This window comes from Promicromonospora sp. NPDC057488, from assembly GCF_042802395.1.
Classification (GTDB): domain Bacteria; phylum Actinomycetota; class Actinomycetes; order Actinomycetales; family Cellulomonadaceae; genus Promicromonospora.
The window spans coordinates 18482-38852 of sequence record NZ_JBHVEG010000046.1; the positions used below are offsets into that span (position 1 = coordinate 18482).

Sequence of the window (20371 nt, forward strand, 5' to 3'; positions counted from 1 at the left end):
CGTGCGGATCGTCGTCGTGGGCCGGACGCGCCTGATCTGCGCCAAGGTGGTCACCCGGCTCCGGGCGAGCGGGTGCGACGCCGTCCTGGCCACCCCGGGCACGGGCTGCGACGCGCTCGCCGACGAGGGGCTGGCCGAGGCGGTGGCCGGGTCCGACGTGCTCGTGGACATGGCGAGCGCTCCCTGGTCGGACACCACGGACCTCGACGCCCACTTCGTGACGCCGACCGGCAACCTGCTCGCCGCCGCCCGGCGCGCGGGGGTGGCCCACTACGTCGCGCTCTCGGTGGTCGGCGGCGACCGCCTGCCCGGCAGCGCGTACCTGCGCGCCCGGGCCGGCCAGGAGCGGCTCGTCGCCGCGTCCGGGCTCCGCTACTCGATCGTCCGGGCCACCCACCTGCTCGACTACGCGAAGGTGGTCCGGGAGCCCACGGTCGCGGACACGCCGGTACGGGTGCTGCTGGGCCACCTCCAGCCGATCGGATCCGAGGACATCGCCGCGGCGCTCGCGCGCCACGCCGTCGGCGGGCCGGTCGACGGCGTCGTCGAGGCGGGGTGGGCGGAACCGGCCGGGAGGAGCGCGGCGATCAGTGCCTGACGTCGAGGGAGGCCAGCTTCTCCCGCATCCGTCCGAGCAACGCGGGAATCCACGTCCCGCGCTCCTCCGCACGCTCGATGCCCTGGGTCAGGTGGTCGCGGGCCGCGTCGGTCGCGCCGTACCCGGCATAGGCCGTGCCCAGCACCCAGTGCATCAGCGACGTCCACCAGGCGCTGCCCCGCTCGACGCTGTCGGCCAGGGCCGGCTTCGCCACCTCGACGGCCTCCTCGAAGCGCTGCGTGAAGCAGAGCGCGCCCGCCAGGCTCGCCTGGGCGAACAACCGCGCGTGCAGTACGGCGGCGGAGGCTGTTCCCAGCTCGTCGATGCTCCGCAGCACGTCTCGGTAGGCTTCGATCGCCTCGTCCCGCCGGCCGAGGTCGACGAGCGTCGCGGCGAGCCCGCTGCTCGCCCAGTAGTAGGTCCCGAGGTAACCGTCGGCCTCGGCCAGCTCGCGGCCCCGGGCGAACGCCTGGAGCGCCTGGTCGGGGTCGAGGTGGATCCGCCAGGCCTCGGCCGCGTTGCAGACGGCGTCCGCCTGCTCCCGGACGGCCCCGGTGCCGGCGCTCCGGGCGAGCCGGTAGACCGCCATCGCCTGCTCCGCGGCCTCCCGCGCCCGGGTACCTCCCTGGGCGGTGTCCGCGGTGGTGAACGCCCAGGCGTAGCGATTCATGTGCCAGAGCTCGCGCCGGCGGTCGGGGAGCCGTGCCGCGGCGGCCCGGGTCAGTCCGAAGACCTCCAGCCACTCGCGGCACCAGTGCTGGTTGTCGGCCGCGTACCAGCGCAGCGCCTCGCCGAGCCCGGCCACCTGCTCGTCCCGCTCCGCGGTGGCCGCCAGCCGCAGCGCGGCGAGCCATGTCTCCTGCTCCGCCTCCAGCCACGCCCGGGCCTCCTTGGGCGTCGACAGCGCGACCAGGCTCCTGCGAGCTGTCGGCGGCGTTTCGCCGTCGGCCTCGAACACCCGGCCGGCCGTGGTCGCGGTCTCCAGCAGCCAGTCGGTCATGCGTCGCTCGGCCGCCGCCCGCTCCCCGGCGGTCTCCTCCTCGCGCAGGCGCTGACCCGCGTACAGCCGGATCAGGTCGTGGAACCGGTAGCGGTCGACGCCCTCGTGCTGCAGCAGGCCCAGCTCGACCAGGTGATCGAGCTCGTCCTCGGCGTCGTACGGGTCCGCCCCGGTCAGCACCGCGGCGATCGGCACCCCGAGGTCCACGGCGGGGACGAGCGCCAGCCGCCGGAAGCATGCCTTGGCCCGGTCCGGCAGCGCCAGGTAGGACAGTGCGAAGGCTGCTTCCACCCCGACGTCCCCGACCGCCAGGTTCGCGAGCCGACGGTCCTCGTCCGACAGGCGCTCCGCCAGGTGGCGCATCGTCCAGCCGGGCCGGGAGGCCAGCCGGGTGCCGGCGATCCGCAGCGCCAGCGGCAGGTGCCCGCAGAGGTGCGCCACCCGCACCGCCTCCACCGCGTCGGCAGGGGTGGTCTCCGTCCGGGCTCCTCCGGCGACGGCGCGCAGCAGCTCCGCGGACTCCTCGCGCGACAGGGGCGCGAGGGCGATCCGCGCGACGCCGTCCAGGCCGCCCAGGGTGCGACGGCTGGTCACGATCGCCATGCCCGCACCCTCGCCGGGCAGCAGCGGCCGCACCTGGGCCTCGTCCGCGGCGTTGTCCAGCACGACGAGGAAGCGCCGTTCCGCGAGGGCGGCGCGGAGCTGTCCCACCCGCTCCTGCTCGTCGTCGGCGATCGCCCGCGGGTCCAGGCCGACGGCGAGCAGCACCCGGCGCAGCGCCTCCGCGGCCGGCACGGGCTCGGGGTCGACACCGCGCAGGTCCACGTAGACCTGCCCGTCGGGAAAGTCCTCCGTGAGCAGCTCGGCCGCCCGCACCGCGCACGACGTCTTGCCCAGCCCCGCCGCGCCGTGCACCACCGCGACCGGCACGGGTCCGTCCGCGGACGCCGTCCGCGCCAGGGCGCACAACGTCTCCAGCTCGGCCGCCCTGCCCACGAAGTCGGTGAGCCCGCGCGGCAGACCGAACGAGCTCGGGCGTCGCGACGGCTGGTCCGCCGTCCGCGGCCGGCCGGCCCTGGCGGCGTCGGCCAGCTCCGCCTGCCGCTCGGCGTCGAGCCCCAGCGCCTCAGCCAGCGCTTGTACCGTCCGTCGCTGCGGACCGCGGCTGACGCCGCGCTCCATGTCGCCGATGGCGCGCACGCTCACGCCCGAGGCATGGGACAGGTCCTCGATCGTGAGCTGTGCGGCCTGGCGCAGGCTGCGCAGGAGCGGGCCGAAGGCGGCGGTCATGAGGCTGTCCCGGCGTCGAGGGCATCGAGGCCGTCGATCAAGGCGCGCACCTCGTCGACGAACGCGGGCTGGGGCTTCCACCGGCCCTGGGCCTCGCCCTGGCCGAGCGCCCGGGTCAGGTGCTCGCGGGCCCTGGCGTTCGCGCCGAGCCCGGCGTACGCGCGGCCGGCCGCCCAGTGCATCAGCGGCGTCCAGTTGTCGCCCTCCTCGACGAAATCGGCGAAGGCGGGCTCGACGATCGCGACGACCGCGTCGTACCGCTCCGCGTCCGCGAGGATCGTGATCAGGCGGGCCAGGGCGAAGCTCCGGGTGGTCTCCGCGGCGGCCGAAGGGACCGGCTGCGCGCCGACCGCCCTCAGCATCGCGCGGTAGGCGTCGACGGCCTCGTCGAACCGGCCGGCCTGGCCGAGCCCGACGACGAGCCCGCCGCTCGCCCAGAAGTAGGTGCTCTGGTCGCCGGCGGTCTCGGCCAGCTCCCGTCCCTGCTGGTACGCCCAGAGCGCCTGGTCGCCGTCGTGGAGGATCCGCCAGGCCTCGGCGGCGTTGCACACCGCCTCGGCCTGCTCCTTGACCGCGCCGACCTGCTCGGCGAGCCGGTAGGTGTCCATCGCGAGACCGGCGCTCTCGCGCAGCGCGTCGTCGTCGTGCCGCTGCGCGGCGACCGCGAGCAGCGCCCAGACGTGGCGGATCCGGTGCCAGATCTCCCGGCGGCGGTCGGGCAGCCGGGCGGCCGCCGTCCTGGTCAGCCCGAACACCTCCAGCCAGTCGTTCGCCCAGACCTGCGTCTCGTTGGCGATCCAGTTCATCGCCTCGCCGAACCGGGCCACCTGCTCGTCGCGTCCGGCCGCCGCGGCCAGGCGCAGCGCGGCCAGCCACGACTCCTTCTCGACCAGCAGCCAGGTGCGCGCGTCGTCCGGTGAGGTCAGGGCGACGAGCGCCGCGTCGTCGGGCCGTGCGTCGTCGTCGTCGGTGTCGCCGTCGAACCAGCGGCCGGCCACGGTCGCGGTCTCCAGGAGCCAGTCGGTCATCCGCCGCTCCGCGGCCTCGCGCGCCGCGTCGGCCTCCTCCTCGCCGAGGCGGCGGGCGGCGTACAACCGGATCAGGTCGTGGAAGCGGTACCGGTCGGTGCCCTCGTGCTGGAGCAGGCCGAGCTCCACCAGCTCGTCGAGCTGGTCCTCGGCGTCGAACGGGTCGGCCTCGGTGAGCACGGCCGCGACCGGCACGCCGAAGTCCACGGCGGGGACCAGCGCCAGACGCCGGAAGCACGCCCTGGCCTGTTCCGGGAGTGCCACGTAGGACAGCGCGAAGGCCGTCTCGACCCCGACGTCGCCGTCCGTGAGGTGGGCGAGCCGGAGGTCTTCGTCCGACAGCCGCTCGGCCAGCTGCCCCATCGTCCACCCGGGCCGGGAGGCCAGGCGGGTGCCCGCGATCCGGAGCGCGAGCGGCAGGTGGCCGCACAGCTCGGCCACCCGCGCCGTCCCCGGCTCCGGCTCGTCCGCGCCCTGGTGCGCGACGGCCGCCAGGAGCCGGGCCGACTCCTCGGGCGTGAACGGCGCGAGCGGCACCCTGGTCACGCCCTCCAGACCGCTCAGCGCACGACGGCTCGTCACGAGCACCATGCCGGCCCCCTGGCCGGGCAGCAGGGGCCGGACCTGGGCCTCGTCGGCGGCGTTGTCCAGCACCACCAGGCAGCGGCGTTCCGCCAGGACGGCGCGGAACTGGCCGGCCCGCTCCTGCTCGTCCTCGGCGATCGCGCGCGGGTCCAGGCCGGCCGCCCGCAGCAGCCGGCGCAGCGCCTCCGTGGCCGGCATCGGTTCGAGGTCGACGCCGCGCAGGTCCACGTAGAGCCGGCCGTCGGGGAAGTCGTCGCTCAGCAGCTCGGCCGCGCGCACGGCGCACGCGGTCTTGCCCAGCCCGCCGGCCCCGTGCAGCACCACCACCGGCGGCGGCCCGTCCGCGGACGCCGTCCGGCCGCGCTCGCACACCAGGTCGAGCTCCGCCGTCCGGCCCACGAAGTCGGCGAGGCCGCGCGGCAGCCCGGACGATGCGGGGGGCTCGGGCGCCTGACCGGCCGTGCGCGGCCGGCCGGCCCTGGCGGCGTCGGCGAGCTCGGCCCGCTGCGCCTCGTCGAGCGCCAGGGCGCCGGCCAGGGCCTGCACCGTGCGGCGCTGGGGTCCGCGGCTGACGCCGCGCTCCATGTCGCCGATGGCCCGGACGCTCACGCCGGAGAGGTGGGAGAGGTCCTCGATCGTCAGCCCGGCACCCTGCCGCAGGCTCCGCAGGTAGGTGCCGAACGAGCTCGCCAACTGTGCTCCCTCAAGGTTTCGGGTCTGGTCCGAGGTCATGATGACCTCTTGCGCGCCCCCGGCAGCCCATCGTCCACGTTCCGGTGCGGGCACACCGCCGAACCGGGCGCGAAGTCACCCGGGTGAACCTGCCGCAGGGTGGGCGCCCCGAGCCCGCTACTCTGTCCGCGGCCTGGTCAGGGCCCCTTTTCAGACGGAGATCAACAATGCAGAACGACCAGCTGGTCGCACCGGTCGCGGCCGGCGTCATCTCGTCCTATCTCACGTGCGAGGTGGCCACCGTCTCGCGGTCGGGCACGCCGGTCGCGTGGCCGGTCTCGGGCGTTTGGCGGCCCGACGGCGGCACGTTCGTGCTGTCGACCTCGATCGGGTTCGCGCAGAAGGCCCTCAACGTGCGGCGGGACCCGCGGGTCGCCGTGCTCTTCTCGGATCCCACGGGCAGCGGCCTCGACCAGGCGGGGCAGGTGCTGCTCCAGGGCGAGGCCGAGTGCCCGGACGAGGTCGTGACCTCGTTCGCGCGCAACGCCGACCTGTGGCGGCGGATCGCGGGGGCCCAGCCGTCGTCGCGGGCCCTGTCGACCGGGCGGCTGGCCCGGCGCCTCCTCGACGTCTACTACATGCGGCTGATCATCACGGTGACGCCCGCCGCGGTCACGACGCGGGAGCCGCTGCCGGACGCCGCCCGGCCGCTCTCGGTCCCGGCGATGCCGGGCCTGCCCGCGCCGTTCGCCAAGGAGCTGGGCGACTTCACCAGCGGGGTCCTGGCCCGGCTGGACGACGCCGGTCTGCCGACCCTCGACCGGGTGGTCCCCGAGGCCGTCGACGGCGGCCTGCTGGTGCCCGGCACCGACGCGCGGCCGGGCCCCGCGAGCCTCCTGTTCCACCGCCACGACGAGCTGCTGGCCGGGAACCGGAGCCTCGTCGTGCTGGGCGAGCTCGTCGAGGGCGATCGTGGCCTCGTGTTCCGGCCGGAGCGGGTCGTGGACGGCGTCCGGACCGCGGGCCTGCTGACGCCGTTCCGGTTCGTGCGAGGCCTGCGTGCCCGGGCCGCGGCGTACCTCGCGAAGCGGGGCCTGGAGCGGCCGCAGGTGGCCTGGGAGGAGCTCGACGCGATCCACGCGAGCCTGGACGCGGAGCGGCGCTGATCCTTGCCCCGGCCGGGGACTGCCGCGTCAGTCCTCGCGCCGGGGCTTCGAGGAGCGCAGCCGCTTGGTGTCCGACCGCTGCTTCTTGGCGGTCAGGCGCCGCTCCTTCGACCCCCGGGTGGCCCGCGTGGCGCGGCGCGCCTTCGGGCCGGGCGCCAGCGCGTCGGCGACGAGCGCGGCCAGCCGCATGGCGGCCGCGTCGCGGTTGCGCCGCTGCTCCCGGTTCTCCGAGGCGACGACCGTCAGGACGCCGTCCACGAGCCGGCCGGCCAGTCGCTCGGTGAGCCGGGCGCGCTGCGGGTCGCTCAGCACGACGGACCGGCCGACGTCCCAGGACAGCTCGACGCGCGAGTCCGTCGTGTTGACGCCCTGACCGCCGGGCCCGGAGGCGCGGGAGAACCGCTCGGTGAGCTCGGCCCGGGGGATCGTCAGGGCGGGAGTGACGGCGAGGCCGGGGCGGACGGGGGAGGGCATGTGGCTATGGTCCCGCACCCGCCCGGTTCGCCGGTGCTTTGCGTGCGGAAGTGCTGCGGCGGAGGCACGCTTGGCGGTGACGGGGCGCTGTCGAGCGTTCCACTGACAGGGGGACCCGCATGAACCGGATCAGGAGAACTCTTGCGGCGGTGGCAGGGCTCACGCTGCTGGCGACGGTGCTGACCGCCGCACCTGCCAGCGCGTGGACCCGCGTGGCCGGGCACTGCGTGGGGGATCGGGTCGACCGCTGTGTGTCGATCCGGCAGAACTCCACGGGCACCGTCTACGTGCGCGGATCGGTGTCGGACGACGCCGGCCGCCCGGGCGACTACGTCGTTCGGATCGTGGAGACCGACATCGAGTGGTACCGGGACTGGACGAACCCGCCGAGCGGGGGAATCTTCCCGAAGAAGAAGAACGCTGCCTATCAGGACAGCCAGGATTCCCTGTCGACCCCCGCGTTCGACTTCGCCTGTGGCACGCGCGTCACCGGTAGCGCGAAGCTGCAGTGGAAGTCCAAGTCCGGTGGTTCCGTGGAGACCGGTTGGGTGCACGTGAGCGCCACCGTCTGCTGAGCCGGCTCGCGGCGGCACGTCACTCGTCGTCGGCCAGCCGCAGCGGCCCGACGGCGACCCGCGCCAGCTCGCCGATCGCGGCCTCGACCCGGGGCAGGTGCCGCTCTGGTCGGGCCGCGCGGGTCAGCACCACGACGCCGACCGGGTGCTCGTGCGGGAAGCGGACCACCGCCGCCTCGTGCCGCAGGCGGCCGAGGGTCCCGGTCTTGCCGAGCAGCAGGACGTCGTCGTGCGGGAACCCGCTGCCCACCCGGTGCCGCCACGCCTGGTGGGCCAGGGCATCTCGCACCGTGCCGTGGGCCGGGCCCGGGCGCGACCACAGCAGGCGCAGCACCTGCCCGAGCTGCGCGGCCGTCGCCGCGCTCGCCAGCGCCGGGTCGTACTGCGACGTCTCGGCGGCGCGGTCCGGGTCGGCGAGCACGCGCTGGGCGGCGGCCCAGCCGTCGGTGCCGGTGTCCCGGAGGACGGCGCGCGTCTCCTCCGCGGACCCCTGCCGCACCAGGGTCGCCGGTAGCCCGAGCCGCATCAGGCGCTCGTGCGCCCGGTCGCGGCCCACCAGGTCCAGCACGGCGTCGCCGCACGCGTTGTCCGACACGGCGAGCATCAGCCGGACGGCGTCGCGGGCGCTCAGGGTGACGTCGTCGAGCAGCATCGCGACGCCCGTCGGGCCGGGCATCCGGTTCGGTGCGGCGAGGCGGACCGGCTGGTCCGCCGCGAGCCGGCCCTCGGTGACGAGGTCCGCCCAGACGAGAGCGAGGGGCAGCTTGTAGAGGGAGGCGATCGCGACCGGCTCGGTGTCGGCCAGGGAGGTCGTCCCGGCCGGGCCGGTCAGCCGGGTCGCGTGGACGTGGGCCGTGACGCCGGCGTCGCGGGCGATGGCCCGGAGGGTCGCGCCGGTGTCCGCGCCGGTGGGGGTCATCGGGCCGGTCCGGGCGGCGCTGACGTGGCCCCGAGGCCCGCCGCGATCGCCGCGGCCACCGTGTCGTGGTCCACCTCGGGCCGACGACGCGTGACATGGGGCAGCACGACGCGCAGCCGCAGCGGCGGGCACCCTGTCTCGGCCGCGCCGTCGACGACGGGCACCAGTCCCACGGCCGTTCCCGCCGCGACCAGGGCCTGGCGCTGGGCGGCGTCCCGCGCCTCGACGACGGCGCCGCTGTGCCCGGCCCGCCGGAGCGCGTCCACGAGCTGGTCGTGCGCCGGCGGCTGGTGGTGCCGCGGCGGGACGGCGACGGGGAGGGTGACCTGCGCGAGGGGTGAGCCCCCGCCGTTGACCAGGCCGCCGATCAGATGGGTCGGGAGCACCAGCACCTCGCCCGCCGTCAGGCCGTCGTGCACGCCGGGGTGCCGAACCACGCCGACGTCGAGCAGCCCGTCCCGCAGCAGGTCGACCAGCTCGACGCTGCCCGCGACGGTCGGCGCCACGGCCGTCCCGCCGGCGGCGAGGTCGCGCAGAAGGACCGGCACGGCGTCCTCCAGGTCGGCGGCTATGCCGAGGCGCACCTGCTCGGGCAGGGCGAGGTCGCGGGCGGCGGCCACGAGGTCGTCGGCGGCGTCGAGCAGGTCGCGCGCGGCCGGGAGGAGCTGCTGCCCGGCGGCGGTGATCCGCACGCCCCGCGCGTCCCGGTCGAACAGGCGCACGCCGAGGTGCCGCTCCAGGCGGCGGATGCCCTGAGACAGGGGCGGCTGCGTCATGCCGAGGTCGGCGGCCGCGTTGCCGAAGTGGCGCACGTCGGCGACGGCGCGGAAGAAGCCCAGGTGCCGCAGCAGGTCCACCTCGGGAGCGTAACCGGGCACCATATCGAGAACGACTCGGGTCACGTCCACAAGACTCTTTGACTCTCCCGACGCCGTCCGCCGAGGGTGTGCGCCATGACGACACCCACCTCCTCGACGCGCGGCCTCAGCCGCCGCGCCCTCATGACCAGCGCCGGCACGGCCGCCCTCGGTGTGCTCGGCGGCGTCGCCGGAACCCGCGCGCTGGCGGCGGAGGGCGCCCCCGTTCCGGCGTCCGAGACCCGACCGACTGCCGCGCCGAGCGGGTTCGCCTCCTTCTCCTGGCTCGGCACCTCGGGCTGGAAGATCCGGACGCCCGCCACGACCGTCCTGCTCGACCCGTACGTGACGCGGTTCGACACCGGTCTCGCCGCGGGCAAGTTCGCCGCGACCACCAGGCTGCGGGTCGACGCCGCCGCCCTCGACCGCGCGCTGGGCAGGGCCGGCACGGCAGCCGGCGCCATCGACTCGATCCTGGTGACCCACACCCACTGGGACCACTTCGCCGACGTGCCGCACCTGGCCCGCACCCGCGGCGCCATGGTGTTCACCACGCTCACCGGCTACCACCTGGCCCTGGCCATGGGCGTGCCGCAGGGCCAGCTCGCCGTGGTGCGCGGCGGCGAGGAGATGCATCTGGGCGACCTGGTGGTGCGGGTCGTGCCGTCGCTGCACAGCCGGACCGCGACCGGCGCGCTCCTGTTCCCGGGCGTCCGCACGCAGAAGCCGGCCCGGCCGCGGACGATCGCCGACCTGCCCGAGGGCGACACCCTGTCCTACCTGCTGCGGTCGCCGCAGGGCCGGTCCGTGCTGCTGCTCGGCGGCAGCGACTACGACGACCAGGCGCTGCGGGGCCTGCACGTCGACACCGTGGCGCTGCCCGTGCCGAGCACCGACGTGACCGCCGGCTACGCGGAACGCCTGCTGACCGTGCTGGAGCCGGAGCAGGTCGTGCTGGTGCACTGGGACGACTTCGAGACGCCGCTGGCCGACCCGCCCCGCGCCGGCGACGCCACCCGGGCCCGGATGCGCGACCTCACCGAGCAGATCCGCCAGCTCTCGCCGCGCACGCGCGTCGTCGAGCCGGAGTACGGGAAGCCGCTCGACCTCCTGTGATCGTGCGGGGCGGCGCGGCCTTCCCGGTGCTGGTCAGGTGGGGTGGACCCAGGAGAGGTCGGGCCGGCGTGGGCGGGTGCGGGCCCGGCCGGTTGCCCGGTTGGGTGGCTGGTGTGCCGGTCGGGGCTGTTGGGGTGTCGTGCTGGGGCGGTAGGCGATCGTGCCGTGGGTGGGTGTGGTCTGGCAGCCGATCGAGTAGCGGCTGCGTGGTGTGCGGCCGGGTGCGGGGCCGGTTACGCCGACCGCGGGGGTCCAGGGTGGAGTCGCGGCGCGGTCGCGAGTCGGGGCTGGGTCCTGAGCGCGGTCGGTCTCGCCGGTGACCGATCCGTCCCTGGGCGCACCGGAGTGCTGGCTGAGGTCCGTGTCGCCAACCGGTGTGACGTATTCCGGTGATCCAGCGCCGTGAACCTGTGTGGTGTCGCGGGTTCTGACCGGAGTCGGCGGTGTGGGCGCGACCGAGACGTACGTGTGCCCTGTGGGGGTGATGGTCTCGACGGCGTGGAGGCCGTTCAGGTGGGTGGTCTTCTGGCGCCAGCCCGGTGCCTGCTTCGCGTGATTGCACCGGGCGCACAGGCCCTGGCCGTTGTCGAGGCTCGTGGGGCCGCCCTCGGCGTGCGGGGTGACGTGGTCGGTGTGCCGGATCGGGGCGTCGCACCAGGTAGTGGCGCAGATCCCTTGCTCGCGGGCGCGCAGCAGGCTCGACAGGCCTTGCGGGTGGAACCGGGACGTCGACGTCGTCGCCAGCAGCCGGCCGTGCGGGTTCACATAGATGCTCCGCAGCCAGGCCGTGTCGGTCTCGATCGCGTGCGCCGCGAGGTTCCGGGCGACCGGTGCCGGGACCACGCCCGCACCAGCGGGGGCGCCCTCGACCACCACGCCGGGCTGGTCACCACCAGCAAGAAGGGTCTCGTCGGAGACGAGCAGGTTGATCGTGACCGGCACGTCGTTCGCGTGGCCGGGTTCGCGACCGGTGGCCTGTTCGATGAGGGTGTCGGCCATGATCTGACCCACCCCACGCTCATCCCCGGACGCCTTCGCAGCCTCGGCGTGGGACTTGAGCCGGGCGTAAGCCTGCACACCCTGCGCCATCGGCACGAGGGCAGTCAGGTAGACCATCAGGTCCGGTGCTGGGCGGATCGAGACCCGCCGCTCCGTGACCGCCTTCGCGTTGCGCTTCACGCAGGCGCGCACGTCGAGCTGTGCGGCGAGTTCCTTGATCCGGGCCACGAGACGGCGGGTGCTCATGCGGGCCAGTTCGGCTAGGTGCGTGGGTCCGCAGATCTCCTCGTCGATCAGGGCCCGGTGCTCCACGGACAGGTGCGAGGTCTCCCGGACCAGGAGGGTGGCTCGCCACTGCGACAGCACCCCGGCCTGCAGGGCGGTGAAGGTCTGCGGCATCTGGGTGACCCAGACCCGGGACGTGGACACGAACCCCGCCCCCGCATGCGGGCTGACCCGCAGCGCCGCACCGACCTGGTTCGGGACACCACGACCACGCCGCTCGGCCCGGATGCTCTGCCGCGCTTCCTCGGCACGGGTTGCCTCATCCAAAGCGACCGCCAGCCGGGCCTGCGTCGCGGTGATCGCGTTCTTCACGGCCTCCAGTTCGCCGAGCAGGTCCACCCACTCGGCCTGCACCTGCCCCGACATCAGTCCTGGCGCGGAGGCCGAAGGCATGTCAGTGGCACCGGGCAAGATCATGCTCGCGAGGGCCGCCCGCACCGCCCGCACCCCCGCGACGTCGACGGCTCCGCCAATCACGGACGTACCGGCGGCACCGAACGTACCGGCGGCATCCGAAGACCCGACACCCCCGGGCAGCGCGGACCCGCCAGGCAGTCGCGACCCGCTCCCGGGCAGCGCCGATCGAGCAGGCTGCTTGCCTGCTCGTTCTGGCACACCACCGGTTCGCTTCATGCCATCAACATATGGCACACCCGTTCGTACCGCTCGCTGAACAGGCCCGATCTGCCAACAGCAGAATGCGGCTACCAGCCTTGTGGACAAGCCTTGTAACGCGCCAAAACGAGGTAGGGCGCACCAGTACCAGCACCTCGACTCTCACCGCAGCACTCCCCACCGCAGCACCTCCCACCGCAACCGGACCCCCGACGACGACCGGACCCCCGACGACGACCGGACCCCCGACGACGCCCGGCCCCCTCAGGACCAACGACCTAGATACCCGCCGACCCGTCGATCGCCTCCCGGATCAGGTCCGCGTGGCCCAGGTGCCGGGCGTACTCCTGGACCAGGTGCAGCAGGATCCACCGCAGGGTGGCCCGCTCGCCGTCCCAGAACGGCTCCTGGGCGATCGCGTCGAGGTCGGCCTCGGCCACGACTCGCTCCGTGACCCGCTGCGCCTCGTCGAGCCAGGTCAGCAGCTGTTCGGCCGAGTCGTCCACGGCGGTGGCGAAGGTCCAGTCGGTGCGCTCCCGCTGCGCCTCGTACTGGGTGTACCAGGACGGCGTCTCGACCGTCCCTGCGAACGTCACGTTGACCCAGGCCGCCTCGATCACCGCGAGGTGCTTGAGCAGACCGCTGAGCGAGAGCGTGCTCGGGGCGTGCCGGTAGGCGAGCAGCTCGCTGCTCAGCCCCGCGCACTTCCAGCGCAGCGTGTCGCGCTGGAAGGCGAGGATCCCGAGCAGGGTCTGCTTCTCGTCGGCGGTGAACGGGATGTCGAAGCGGTCCGCGGGGTCGGTGATCGTCCTCATCCCGGAACCGTAGCGAGGAACCGTGGCGACGTCCGACCGCGTCGTGCGGCGGGTGCTGGCGGGACCGCACCCCGCCAGGTGCCCGCGTGTGGGCTCCCACCTGCGGGATCGTCTAGGTTCGGGGGATGACTTCGCCGACCCCGCTGCGTACCGGGCACCTTCGGGTAGCCGACGGCAACGAGCTGTACTACGAGGCGTTCGGCAACCCCGACGGCCCGGCCGTGCTGTGGCTGCACGGCGGCCCGGGCAGCGGGTCGATGGCGGGCCACCGTCGTCGGATCGACCCGGACCGGCAGCAGGCCGTCACCTTCGACCAGCGCGGCTGCGGGCGCAGCCGTCCGCTCGTGACGGAGCGGCTGGACCTCCTGGACCAGAACACGACACCGGCGCAGATCGAGGACATCGAGGCCCTGCGCCGCCATCTCGGCATCGAGCGCTGGACCGTGACCGGTGCCTCGTGGGGCAGCACGCTCGCGCTCGCGTACGCGCAGGCCCACCCCGAGCACGTCACCGGCGTCGCGCTCTTCGCCGTGACGAACACCTCGACCGAGGAGGTCGAGTGGATCACCGAGGCCATGGGCCGCGTCTTCCCGGAGGAGTGGGAGCTGTTCGCCGGCGCCGTCGACCCCGCCCCGGGCGAGCGCCTCGTCGACGCCTATGCCCGCGCGATGCGCGATCCGTCACCCGACGTGCGGGCGACCGCCGCCGCCGCGTGGGGGCGGTGGGAGGACACCCACGTCTCCCTCGGCCCCGGGTGGAGCCCCGACCCGCGCTGGCAGGACCCGCCGGTGCGGGACGTGCTCGCCACGCTGGTCACCCACTACTGGTCCAGCTCCGGGTTCGGCGGCGACGAGATCGTGGGACGGATGGACCGGCTGGCGCAGGTACCGGGCGTGCTCATCCACGGCCGGCACGACATCTCGAGCCCCGCCGTGACCGCGTGGAACGTGCACCGGGCCTGGCCCGGGAGCGAGCTCTTCGTGCTCGGTGACGGGCACGGCGGGCAGGACTCCGTGGCCGAGCTGACGCGCGCGATCGCCCGCTTCGCCGTCTAGAAGACGCCCCCGACGGCGCCGCCGTCCAGACTGGGACCCATGGCGACGACGAGCGCGGGCCTCCTGCCCTTCCGGCGGCTGCCCGACGGCGGCCTCGAGGTGCTGCTCGGCCACATGGGCGGGCCGTTCTGGGCCCGCAAGGACGCCGGTGCCTGGACGGTCCTCAAGGGCGAGCTCGAACCCGGCGAGGCGCCCCACGCCGCGGCGCTGCGGGAGACGCGCGAGGAGCTCGGGCTGGACCTGCCGGCGCCGTCGGCCCCTGACATCGACCTGGGCGAGGTGCGGCAGAAGTCCGGCAAGGTGGTGCTCGCGTGGGCGCGCGAGTGGCCGCAGCCCGTGCCCGACCTGACCCGGATCAGCAGCAACACGGTCGAGATCGAGTGGCCGCCGCGGTCGGGCAGGCGGATCGAGGTCCCCGAGATCGACCGCGTCGCCTGGTTCGCGCCCGACGACGCGCGGCGCGTCGTCGTCAGCGCCCAGGCTGAATTCGTCGACCGGCTCGCGGAGCACCTCGCCGGCTGAGGAGAGCACGAGGCGGGCCCCGTGCCGGGACCCGCCTCGGTTCAGCTCAGCTCACGCCAGGATCAGGGCTCGATCGTCGGCACGAAGTTGTCCAGCAGGAACTGGCCCTCCTCGCCCGGCGGCAGCTCGCCCATGAACCGGCTGACCACGCCGGTCTCCTCCGACTCGACGAAGACCTGGAAGTCGATCGTCTCGACGCCCGGGGCGCCCCAGTGCTCGGTCTGCGCGGCCGTGAGCACGGCCCCCGAGGCGCCGTCGATGTCGATGTACGAGGCGTACCACCCGAGCTCGTTCAGCACCTCGGGGTCGGGCAGCTCCTGGTCGATGAAGGGCGACTGCATCAGTACCCGCCAGTGCAGGTCGCCGAACTCGCCCGAGTAGATGGTCTCGGGGGACTCCCACTCGTGGCCGGGGCCGCCGTCGCCCACGACGGCGCGACCGGTCCAGTCGGCGGGGAGCTTGTAGCCGACGCCGTCCGTCTCGGTGGACTGCCAGGTGTCGGTCGCGCCGTCGGTGGGCTCGCCCAGCTTGATCGGGATGCCGACCGGGTCGCACCCGGGCGGGTCCGCGACGTGGCTCGGCGCGTGTGCGGCGACGGCGGAGCACGCCACCTGCGCGGGGGCGGCGACGGCGGCCGTCGTCGCCCCCGCCGTGAGGCCGACGACGAGGCTGGCCGTCAGGACGATGGAACGTGCCTTCTCGTGTGTGTGTCTCATACCCTCTACGACGCAGCGGCCGGGTGAAAGGTTGTGCCTCCCGGAAAAGAGTCCGAGAGATGTTCACGCAGGTCGGACGGCGTTTCAGCCCTTCACGGCGGTGAGGAACTGGTCGGGCCGCAGGGCGCGGGAGACGATCCGGGTGTCGCCGATCCAGCCGTAGAAACCCTGCCCGTAGCGCTCGGCGGACTGGGTGCCGCCGATGGCGAACGGCTTGCCGAGCGTCGAGATGCCGCGCGACTCCTCGGCGGCGTTGCGTGCGATCTTCGAGCCGTCCACGTACATCACCGTGTGCCGGCCGTCGTTGACGAGCGCGACGTGCATCCAGCGGCCCACCGGGATCGCGTGGCTCCACGACGTCGGGTCGGCGTCGACGGGCACGGGGTAGACGACGAACTGCAGGAACCGCTCGCCCGACAGGTTCAGGCTGCAGGTGGCCTCGTCGTCGGACCAGCCGCTGTGCTTGCCGGCGTCGCCCGCGCGGCCCTCCCAGCTCAGGATGCCCATCCAGGAGTGGTCGCCCTCGAAGGGCTCCGGCAGCTTGAGGAACGTCTCGATCGTGTAGCCCGACTCGAACGTCGCGCTGTTGACCGGCGCGTTCGGTCCGGTGCGCAGGACGGCGCCGCGGTCGGGCGACTTGCCGCCGTCGAACCGCAGGCTGGCGCGGGCCGGCTGGGCGTCGTGGTGCTCGGCCGACCAGGTCAGCGCTTCCGGGGCGCTGGCGTGCAGCAGCTGGGAGGTCAGGTCGTTCCCGTTGCCCGTCAGGTCGCGGGCGACCGTCCCGGGCGCCACCGGGGCGCCGTCCGACCCCGCGGTGGCCAGGCCGGCCTCGTCGAACCGCCAGTACGCGACGGTCCCGCGCGGCATGACGGCCGACGGCGGACGCGGCGCCGGCAGCAGCGGGGGCGCGAACGCGGCGAACCGCTCGTCGAAGTCGATCTCGACGGTGAACCGGTCCACGTCGCCGCTCAGCTCGACGTGCTCCGCCTCCAGGGGCGTCGGCTCGTCCTTGGCCAGCAGCCAGGGCGAGAACGTCTCGACGTCGATCACGCCGCGCACCAGGTCGAACGCGTAGTACCGCACCATGCCGGCGCCGCCGTAGTAGCGGTCCTGGTAGTTGGTGATGTGCAGGTGCACCGGGTGGCCGGCGTCGTTGGTCAGGGTGGTGCGGCCGGACGGCCAGTAGTGCCCGCCGAGCGCGAGGAAGATCTGGTCGTTGCCCTTGATGAGGCGGTCCCAGAGGCGCTGCCCGTTGTCGGAGAGGTGGGCCGTGCCGTCGTCCTCGGCCCAGACCAGGTCGTGGGTGGTCAGGATCGCGGGCAGCTCGGCGTGGTCGTCCAGCACGCCCTGGGTCCAGGCGAGCCCGGCGTCGGACAGGCGCCAGTCCAGGGCCAGGATCAGCCAGTCGCGGCCGCCGCCGCGCACCACGTGGTAGCTGTTGTAGCCGTCGGGGGAGGAGCCGCCGTAGGTCTCCATCCGGGCGAAACGCTGCGGCCCGAAGGTGCGCAGGTACGGGGAGTCGCCGCGCTGGTCGTCGCCGCTGACGTCGTGGTTGCCGGCCAGCACGCTGTACGGGAGGCGGCCGGCGGCCTCGAAGGCGCGGCTCGCGGCGCGCATCTCGGTGGCCGTGCCGTGCTCGGTCACGTCGCCGAGCTGGGTCATGAACACGATGTTGTCCTGGGCCTGCTCGCGCACGAGGTGGCGCAGTGTCGCCCGCACCGGCTCGGCGTCGGAGCCGCCGTCGTCCAGCAGGTACTGCGTGTCGGGCAGGACAGCGATGGTGAACCGCGCGGCGGTGGCGTCCGGCTTGCCGCCCTTGGGCGTGGCGGGCAGCGGAGCGGCGGACGCCGGCGTGGCGCCCGCGGCCGCGGAGGCCGCGGAGATGATCGGTACGGCCGCTGCCGCCTGGAGCAGGGAGCGGCGAGAGAGCTTGTTTTCCACGTCGGCATCGTCACCGGGCCGGTTGGCGCAGGGGTGACGCGGGGCCGAACGGCGGCTGACGTTTCGCCCCGGGTGACCGGCACGGTTCGGCAAGCGAGGCGTGCACCCCGGTGCGACGATCGGACGACGGGGGGCTGGACCGTCCGGAAGGCTGAAGATCACCATGACAACGTTCACTGTCTGGAAGTTCGACGATCCCGGGGGTGCCCAGGCGGCGGCCGCCAACCTCAAGCAGGCGGCGTCGGAAGGCCTGATCACCGTGCTCGACCACGCCGTGGTGTCCTGGCCCGTCGGGCAGGCGACCCCGACCACCAAGCAGGCGCACGAGAACGAGTGGCGCGGCACCGGGTGGGGCGCGTTCTGGGGGTTGCTGCTGGGCACCCTGTTCTTCATCCCGGTCATCGGGGCCGCCGCCGGCGCGGCGATCGGCGCCCTGGCCAAGCACACCGAGGCCGTCGGCATCGACCGGAAGCAGCTCGAGACCATCCGGGAACAGGTCACCGAGGGCACGTCCGCGCTGTTCGCGGTGACCCAGGACGGCGACCTCGACCGGGTCGGCGAGCGGTTCCACGGCATGCGCGGCAAGCTCGTTGCGACCAACCTCACCGACGCGGAACGGTCGACGCTGCTGGAGACGTTCGGGACGTGATTTTGTCGGGTGATCACGGTCGTCGAAATGGCTCGGCATTTCTTTATCCGTGACCCGCTGAATTGTCCAGCCGGAACGGCCATGACTGCGTGAACGCAACCAATTGTGCGTTGCGCAGAAGAACGAACGCCCCTCGCGGGGATCCGCGAGGGGCGTTCGCTTGCTGGGGGAGGAGTTCCAGCGGCCGCTACCGGGTGACCCGGGCGGTGTTACGCCAGATCAGAGGCCCAGCAGGCACAGAATCTGCTCGAGGGTCAGGCCCAGGTTGTCGAGCAGGTTCGAGACGATGTCGATGAGGCTCATGTGAGCGAATGCCTTTCAGGAAATGGGGATCACGGGACGATTCCCGTGAGTCGAACGGTGTTCGCGTTACATACGTTAAGTACACGACACGGGCGATGCAACGTGAAAGGGATATTAGTGTTTAAAGCGCGGGATCATTAGCGTTGTGCTAACGGGTCTGCGGAGGCCGGGGGCCCGCCGTCCGGCCGTCGGACGGCGCCGGAGAGCGCCCGATCTGCCCGTAGGCTGACCGCCGTGCCGCTCTCCCTCTGGCTCGCCCTGGTCGGTGCGGGCGTCCTGATCTCCCTCACGCCCGGCGCGGGCGCGATCAACACGATGTCGAACGCCATGACGTCCGGCTGGGCGCGGTCGATCTGGGGGATCCTGGGGCAGCAGGCGGCGCTGCTCGTGCACCTCGTGATCGTCGCCGCGGGGGTCGGCGTGCTGGTCGCGGGCACGCCGTGGCTCTTCGACACCATCCGGTACGCCGGCGCCGCGTACCTCGTCTACCTCGGCGTGCGCCAGTTCCTCGCCAAGACCGGCCCGGGAGCGGACGCCGACGGCGTCGCCAGGCTGCCCGAGCCCGCCGGGTCGATGTTCCGGCGCGGGCTGCTCGTGAACCTCATGAACCCGAAGGCCGTCGTGTTCTTCCTCGCGTTCGTCCCGCAGTTCGTCCAGCCGGACCGCCCGCTGCTCGGCCAGTACGCGGTGCTCGCCGCGACCGTCGTGGTCATCGACGTCGTCGTCATGTGGTTCTTCTTCGCGACGACGGCGCGCGGGCTCGGCCGGCTGACGGCGGGGGAGAAGGGGTCCCGGGTCGTCAACCGGGTGTTCGGCAGCCTGTTCGTGGGGGTCGGCGCGCTGCTCGCGGTCATGCACTGAGGGCGCAGGCCTCCGGGCTACCGCACCACCGCCGCAATGGCGCTGACCTCGATCAGCGCGCCCGGCACCCCCAGCCCCGCGACGCGCGCACCGAGCACCAGCGGCGGCTCCTCCGCGGCCAGCACCGGCGCGATCGCCCCGTAGGCCGCGGCGAGATCGACGCCGTCGACGAAGAGGACGGTCCACTGCACGACGTCGGCGAAGGTAGCGCCCGCGGCGGCGAGCGCTACGCCCGCGTTCTCCAGGGCGCGGGTGGACTGTGCCGCCACGTCGTCCGCGCCGACGAGCGCGCCGTCGACGTCGACGGAGTTCTGTCCGCCCACGTAGATGGTGGTCGCGCCGGGCGGGACCACGGCGACGTGGCTGAAGGCCGGGCTCCGGACGAGCCCATCGGGTCGAAGACGCTGTATCTGTTCCATGTCCCGATGCTGCCACGCGCCACTGACACGCTCGCCTACCTTCGGGGGCGCCCGAAGCTGGCGGCGGACAGCCCGGCGACGGCGATCTGCAGCACGCGGCCGAGGCGAGCGGCGAAGTCCACCCTCGTGTCGGCGAGCGCGGGATCCTCCTGGGCCTTGGCGACCGCCTCCGAGGGGTTGGCGAACGGCCACAGCCCTGCCGTGTACACGACGGTCAGGGAGACCAGCTCTCGGGCCTCGGCCTCGGTCAGCCCGGCCAGGTGACGCCGCAGGAGACCGGCCAGCTCGCCCAGGAGCCGGCCGTGCGCCAGCTTGAACTCGAGCGCGGCCTCGGTGGAGATGTTCCGCTCCAGCTCGGGCCCGAGGGCGCTGAGCAGGCCGCACAGCAGCGGGCGGGCGGCCAGCGACCGAGCCACCGTGTCCGCGACCTGGTCGGGGGCGGCGGCGGGCCCCGCGGCCGACAGCTCCCCGGCCAGCTCCTCGGTCCACTGCGCCAGCGAGCGGTTGAGGAGCTCGAAGAAGACGGCTTCCCTGGTCTCGAAGTAGCGCACGACGTTGGTCTTCGACAGCCCTACGCGGCGGCTGAGCTCTCGCAGGCTGATCTCGCCGACCGGCATCTCGTCCAGGAGCTCTGTCGCCACGTCGAGAATGGTCTGCTTGCGGATCTCGCGCTGCTCGGCGCTGCGCGCGCGCTGGAAGCCGGGTGTCGGGTCGTCTGTCATCGTCACTTCCTCGGGGAACTCTCCCGTGGCCCGTGTGCGGCGCCACCTGCGGCAACCATAGGTCCCGTCGGGGGCGGCCCCCCCGGGGGGCCCCCCCGGGGCGGCACCACCCAAGAATAGAAATATAAAAAAAAAAAAAACAAACAAAAAAAAAAAAAAAAAACAAAAAAAAAAAAAAAAAAAAAAAAA

Annotated in this window: 19 protein-coding genes; 8 read left to right on the top strand and 11 right to left on the bottom strand. The window is 73.5% G+C overall.

What is annotated here, in order from left to right:
• Nucleotide 1: 1 nt before the first annotated feature.
• Nucleotides 2-598, top strand: a complete 597-nt coding sequence (locus tag ACFU5G_RS11995; protein ID WP_377244227.1) for an SDR family oxidoreductase — start codon at nt 2-4, stop codon at nt 596-598.
• On the opposite strand, the gene ACFU5G_RS12000 is transcribed toward ACFU5G_RS11995, so the two are convergent.
• Both ACFU5G_RS12000 and ACFU5G_RS12005 read right to left on the bottom strand, forming a co-directional pair.
• Nucleotides 588-2888 carry an ATP-binding protein gene (locus tag ACFU5G_RS12000; RefSeq protein WP_377244230.1) on the bottom strand — a complete coding sequence of 767 codons (2301 nt, stop codon included), beginning with the start codon at nt 2886-2888 and terminating at the stop codon, nt 588-590. The two genes, ACFU5G_RS11995 and ACFU5G_RS12000, sit on opposite strands and share 11 nt — an antisense overlap.
• Nucleotides 2885-5194: an ATP-binding protein gene (locus ACFU5G_RS12005; RefSeq protein WP_377244233.1), complete on the bottom strand. Its 2310-nt coding sequence runs from the start codon at nt 5192-5194 to the stop codon at nt 2885-2887. The genes ACFU5G_RS12000 and ACFU5G_RS12005 overlap by 4 nt, the downstream gene beginning before the upstream one ends.
• A 206-nt stretch (nt 5195-5400) precedes the next feature.
• Here ACFU5G_RS12005 and ACFU5G_RS12010 point away from each other — a divergent pair, with 206 nt between their 5' ends.
• Entirely contained in the window at nt 5401-6339 is a 939-nt protein-coding gene (locus tag ACFU5G_RS12010; protein WP_377244236.1) for a pyridoxamine 5'-phosphate oxidase family protein, read from the top strand.
• A 27-nt stretch (nt 6340-6366) separates the two neighbouring features.
• Here the strand turns inward: ACFU5G_RS12010 and arfB are convergent, their stop codons facing one another.
• Nucleotides 6367-6813: an alternative ribosome rescue aminoacyl-tRNA hydrolase ArfB gene (arfB, locus tag ACFU5G_RS12015; RefSeq protein ID WP_377244239.1), complete on the bottom strand. Its 447-nt coding sequence runs from the start codon at nt 6811-6813 to the stop codon at nt 6367-6369.
• Nucleotides 6814-6932: 119 nt separating this feature from the next.
• Between arfB and ACFU5G_RS12020 the strand changes: the two genes are divergently transcribed.
• Complete coding sequence (locus ACFU5G_RS12020; RefSeq protein ID WP_377244243.1) at nt 6933-7388, top strand: hypothetical protein; 456 nt, start codon at nt 6933-6935, stop codon at nt 7386-7388.
• Nucleotides 7389-7407: 19 nt separating this feature from the next.
• Here the strand turns inward: ACFU5G_RS12020 and ACFU5G_RS12025 are convergent, their stop codons facing one another.
• Nucleotides 7408-8307 (bottom strand): serine hydrolase, encoded by a 900-nt coding sequence (locus tag ACFU5G_RS12025; protein ID WP_377244246.1) that lies wholly within the window; start codon nt 8305-8307, stop codon nt 7408-7410.
• Nucleotides 8304-9209 (bottom strand): LysR family transcriptional regulator, encoded by a 906-nt coding sequence (locus ACFU5G_RS12030; protein ID WP_377244249.1) that lies wholly within the window; start codon nt 9207-9209, stop codon nt 8304-8306. The genes ACFU5G_RS12025 and ACFU5G_RS12030 overlap by 4 nt, the downstream gene beginning before the upstream one ends.
• A 51-nt stretch (nt 9210-9260) precedes the next feature.
• Between ACFU5G_RS12030 and ACFU5G_RS12035 the strand changes: the two genes are divergently transcribed.
• Entirely contained in the window at nt 9261-10280 is a 1020-nt protein-coding gene (locus ACFU5G_RS12035) for an MBL fold metallo-hydrolase (RefSeq protein WP_377244252.1), read from the top strand.
• 33 nt (nt 10281-10313) lie between these two features.
• On the opposite strand, the gene ACFU5G_RS12040 is transcribed toward ACFU5G_RS12035, so the two are convergent.
• Together ACFU5G_RS12040 and ACFU5G_RS12045 are read right to left on the bottom strand one after the other, a co-directional pair.
• Nucleotides 10314-11957, bottom strand: a complete 1644-nt coding sequence (locus ACFU5G_RS12040) for a DUF222 domain-containing protein (RefSeq protein WP_377244255.1) — start codon at nt 11955-11957, stop codon at nt 10314-10316.
• Nucleotides 11958-12457: 500 nt separating this feature from the next.
• Nucleotides 12458-12994 (bottom strand): DinB family protein, encoded by a 537-nt coding sequence (locus tag ACFU5G_RS12045; RefSeq protein WP_377244258.1) that lies wholly within the window; start codon nt 12992-12994, stop codon nt 12458-12460.
• Nucleotides 12995-13119: 125 nt separating this feature from the next.
• On the opposite strand from ACFU5G_RS12045, the gene ACFU5G_RS12050 reads away from it, so the two are divergent.
• Both ACFU5G_RS12050 and ACFU5G_RS12055 read left to right on the top strand, forming a co-directional pair.
• On the top strand, nt 13120-14049 hold the full coding sequence (locus ACFU5G_RS12050; protein ID WP_377244261.1) for an alpha/beta fold hydrolase: 930 nt from the start codon (nt 13120-13122) through the stop codon (nt 14047-14049).
• 39 nt (nt 14050-14088) lie between these two features.
• On the top strand, nt 14089-14571 hold the full coding sequence (locus ACFU5G_RS12055; protein ID WP_377244264.1) for an NUDIX domain-containing protein: 483 nt from the start codon (nt 14089-14091) through the stop codon (nt 14569-14571).
• A gap of 62 nt (nt 14572-14633) precedes the next feature.
• Here ACFU5G_RS12055 and ACFU5G_RS12060 read toward each other — a convergent pair whose 3' ends face one another.
• Together ACFU5G_RS12060 and ACFU5G_RS12065 are read right to left on the bottom strand one after the other, a co-directional pair.
• Nucleotides 14634-15287 carry a hypothetical protein gene (locus ACFU5G_RS12060; RefSeq protein WP_377244267.1) on the bottom strand — a complete coding sequence of 218 codons (654 nt, stop codon included), beginning with the start codon at nt 15285-15287 and terminating at the stop codon, nt 14634-14636.
• An 84-nt stretch (nt 15288-15371) separates the two neighbouring features.
• Nucleotides 15372-17228 carry a LamG-like jellyroll fold domain-containing protein gene (locus ACFU5G_RS12065; protein ID WP_377244270.1) on the bottom strand — a complete coding sequence of 619 codons (1857 nt, stop codon included), beginning with the start codon at nt 17226-17228 and terminating at the stop codon, nt 15372-15374.
• Nucleotides 17229-17391: 163 nt separating this feature from the next.
• Here ACFU5G_RS12065 and ACFU5G_RS12070 point away from each other — a divergent pair, with 163 nt between their 5' ends.
• Together ACFU5G_RS12070 and ACFU5G_RS12075 are read left to right on the top strand one after the other, a co-directional pair.
• A complete protein-coding gene (locus ACFU5G_RS12070) occupies nt 17392-17877 on the top strand; it encodes a DUF1269 domain-containing protein (RefSeq protein WP_377244273.1) in 486 nt (161 codons plus the stop codon).
• Nucleotides 17878-18414: 537 nt separating this feature from the next.
• Nucleotides 18415-19041, top strand: a complete 627-nt coding sequence (locus ACFU5G_RS12075; RefSeq protein ID WP_377244276.1) for a LysE family transporter — start codon at nt 18415-18417, stop codon at nt 19039-19041.
• Nucleotides 19042-19058: 17 nt separating this feature from the next.
• On the opposite strand, the gene ACFU5G_RS12080 is transcribed toward ACFU5G_RS12075, so the two are convergent.
• Together ACFU5G_RS12080 and ACFU5G_RS12085 are read right to left on the bottom strand one after the other, a co-directional pair.
• The gene (locus tag ACFU5G_RS12080; protein ID WP_377244279.1) at nt 19059-19460 is read right to left on the bottom strand and encodes a RidA family protein; all 402 of its coding nucleotides are present in this window, start codon (nt 19458-19460) and stop codon (nt 19059-19061) included.
• Nucleotides 19461-19495: 35 nt separating this feature from the next.
• A complete protein-coding gene (locus ACFU5G_RS12085) occupies nt 19496-20182 on the bottom strand; it encodes a TetR/AcrR family transcriptional regulator (RefSeq protein WP_377244282.1) in 687 nt (228 codons plus the stop codon).
• Nucleotides 20183-20371 lie beyond the last annotated feature (189 nt).

Bases quoted from the DNA above. Each gene is read 5' to 3' on its own strand.
- ACFU5G_RS12035 (WP_377244252.1), top strand. From the start codon at position 9,261: ATGACGACACCCACCTCCTCGACGCGCGGCCTCAGCCGCCGCGCCCTC.
- ACFU5G_RS12085 (WP_377244282.1), bottom strand. From the start codon at position 20,182: ATGACAGACGACCCGACACCCGGCTTCCAGCGCGCGCGCAGCGCCGAG.
- ACFU5G_RS12025 (WP_377244246.1), bottom strand. From the start codon at position 8,307: ATGACCCCCACCGGCGCGGACACCGGCGCGACCCTCCGGGCCATCGCC.
- arfB (WP_377244239.1), bottom strand. From the start codon at position 6,813: ATGCCCTCCCCCGTCCGCCCCGGCCTCGCCGTCACTCCCGCCCTGACG.
- ACFU5G_RS12080 (WP_377244279.1), bottom strand. From the start codon at position 19,460: ATGGAACAGATACAGCGTCTTCGACCCGATGGGCTCGTCCGGAGCCCG.
- ACFU5G_RS12060 (WP_377244267.1), bottom strand. From the start codon at position 15,287: ATGAGACACACACACGAGAAGGCACGTTCCATCGTCCTGACGGCCAGC.
- ACFU5G_RS12070 (WP_377244273.1), top strand. From the start codon at position 17,392: ATGACAACGTTCACTGTCTGGAAGTTCGACGATCCCGGGGGTGCCCAG.
- ACFU5G_RS12050 (WP_377244261.1), top strand. From the start codon at position 13,120: ATGACTTCGCCGACCCCGCTGCGTACCGGGCACCTTCGGGTAGCCGAC.
- ACFU5G_RS12000 (WP_377244230.1), bottom strand. From the start codon at position 2,888: ATGACCGCCGCCTTCGGCCCGCTCCTGCGCAGCCTGCGCCAGGCCGCA.
- ACFU5G_RS12010 (WP_377244236.1), top strand. From the start codon at position 5,401: ATGCAGAACGACCAGCTGGTCGCACCGGTCGCGGCCGGCGTCATCTCG.
- ACFU5G_RS12020 (WP_377244243.1), top strand. From the start codon at position 6,933: ATGAACCGGATCAGGAGAACTCTTGCGGCGGTGGCAGGGCTCACGCTG.
- ACFU5G_RS12040 (WP_377244255.1), bottom strand. From the start codon at position 11,957: ATGCCTTCGGCCTCCGCGCCAGGACTGATGTCGGGGCAGGTGCAGGCC.
- ACFU5G_RS12055 (WP_377244264.1), top strand. From the start codon at position 14,089: ATGGCGACGACGAGCGCGGGCCTCCTGCCCTTCCGGCGGCTGCCCGAC.
- ACFU5G_RS12045 (WP_377244258.1), bottom strand. From the start codon at position 12,994: ATGAGGACGATCACCGACCCCGCGGACCGCTTCGACATCCCGTTCACC.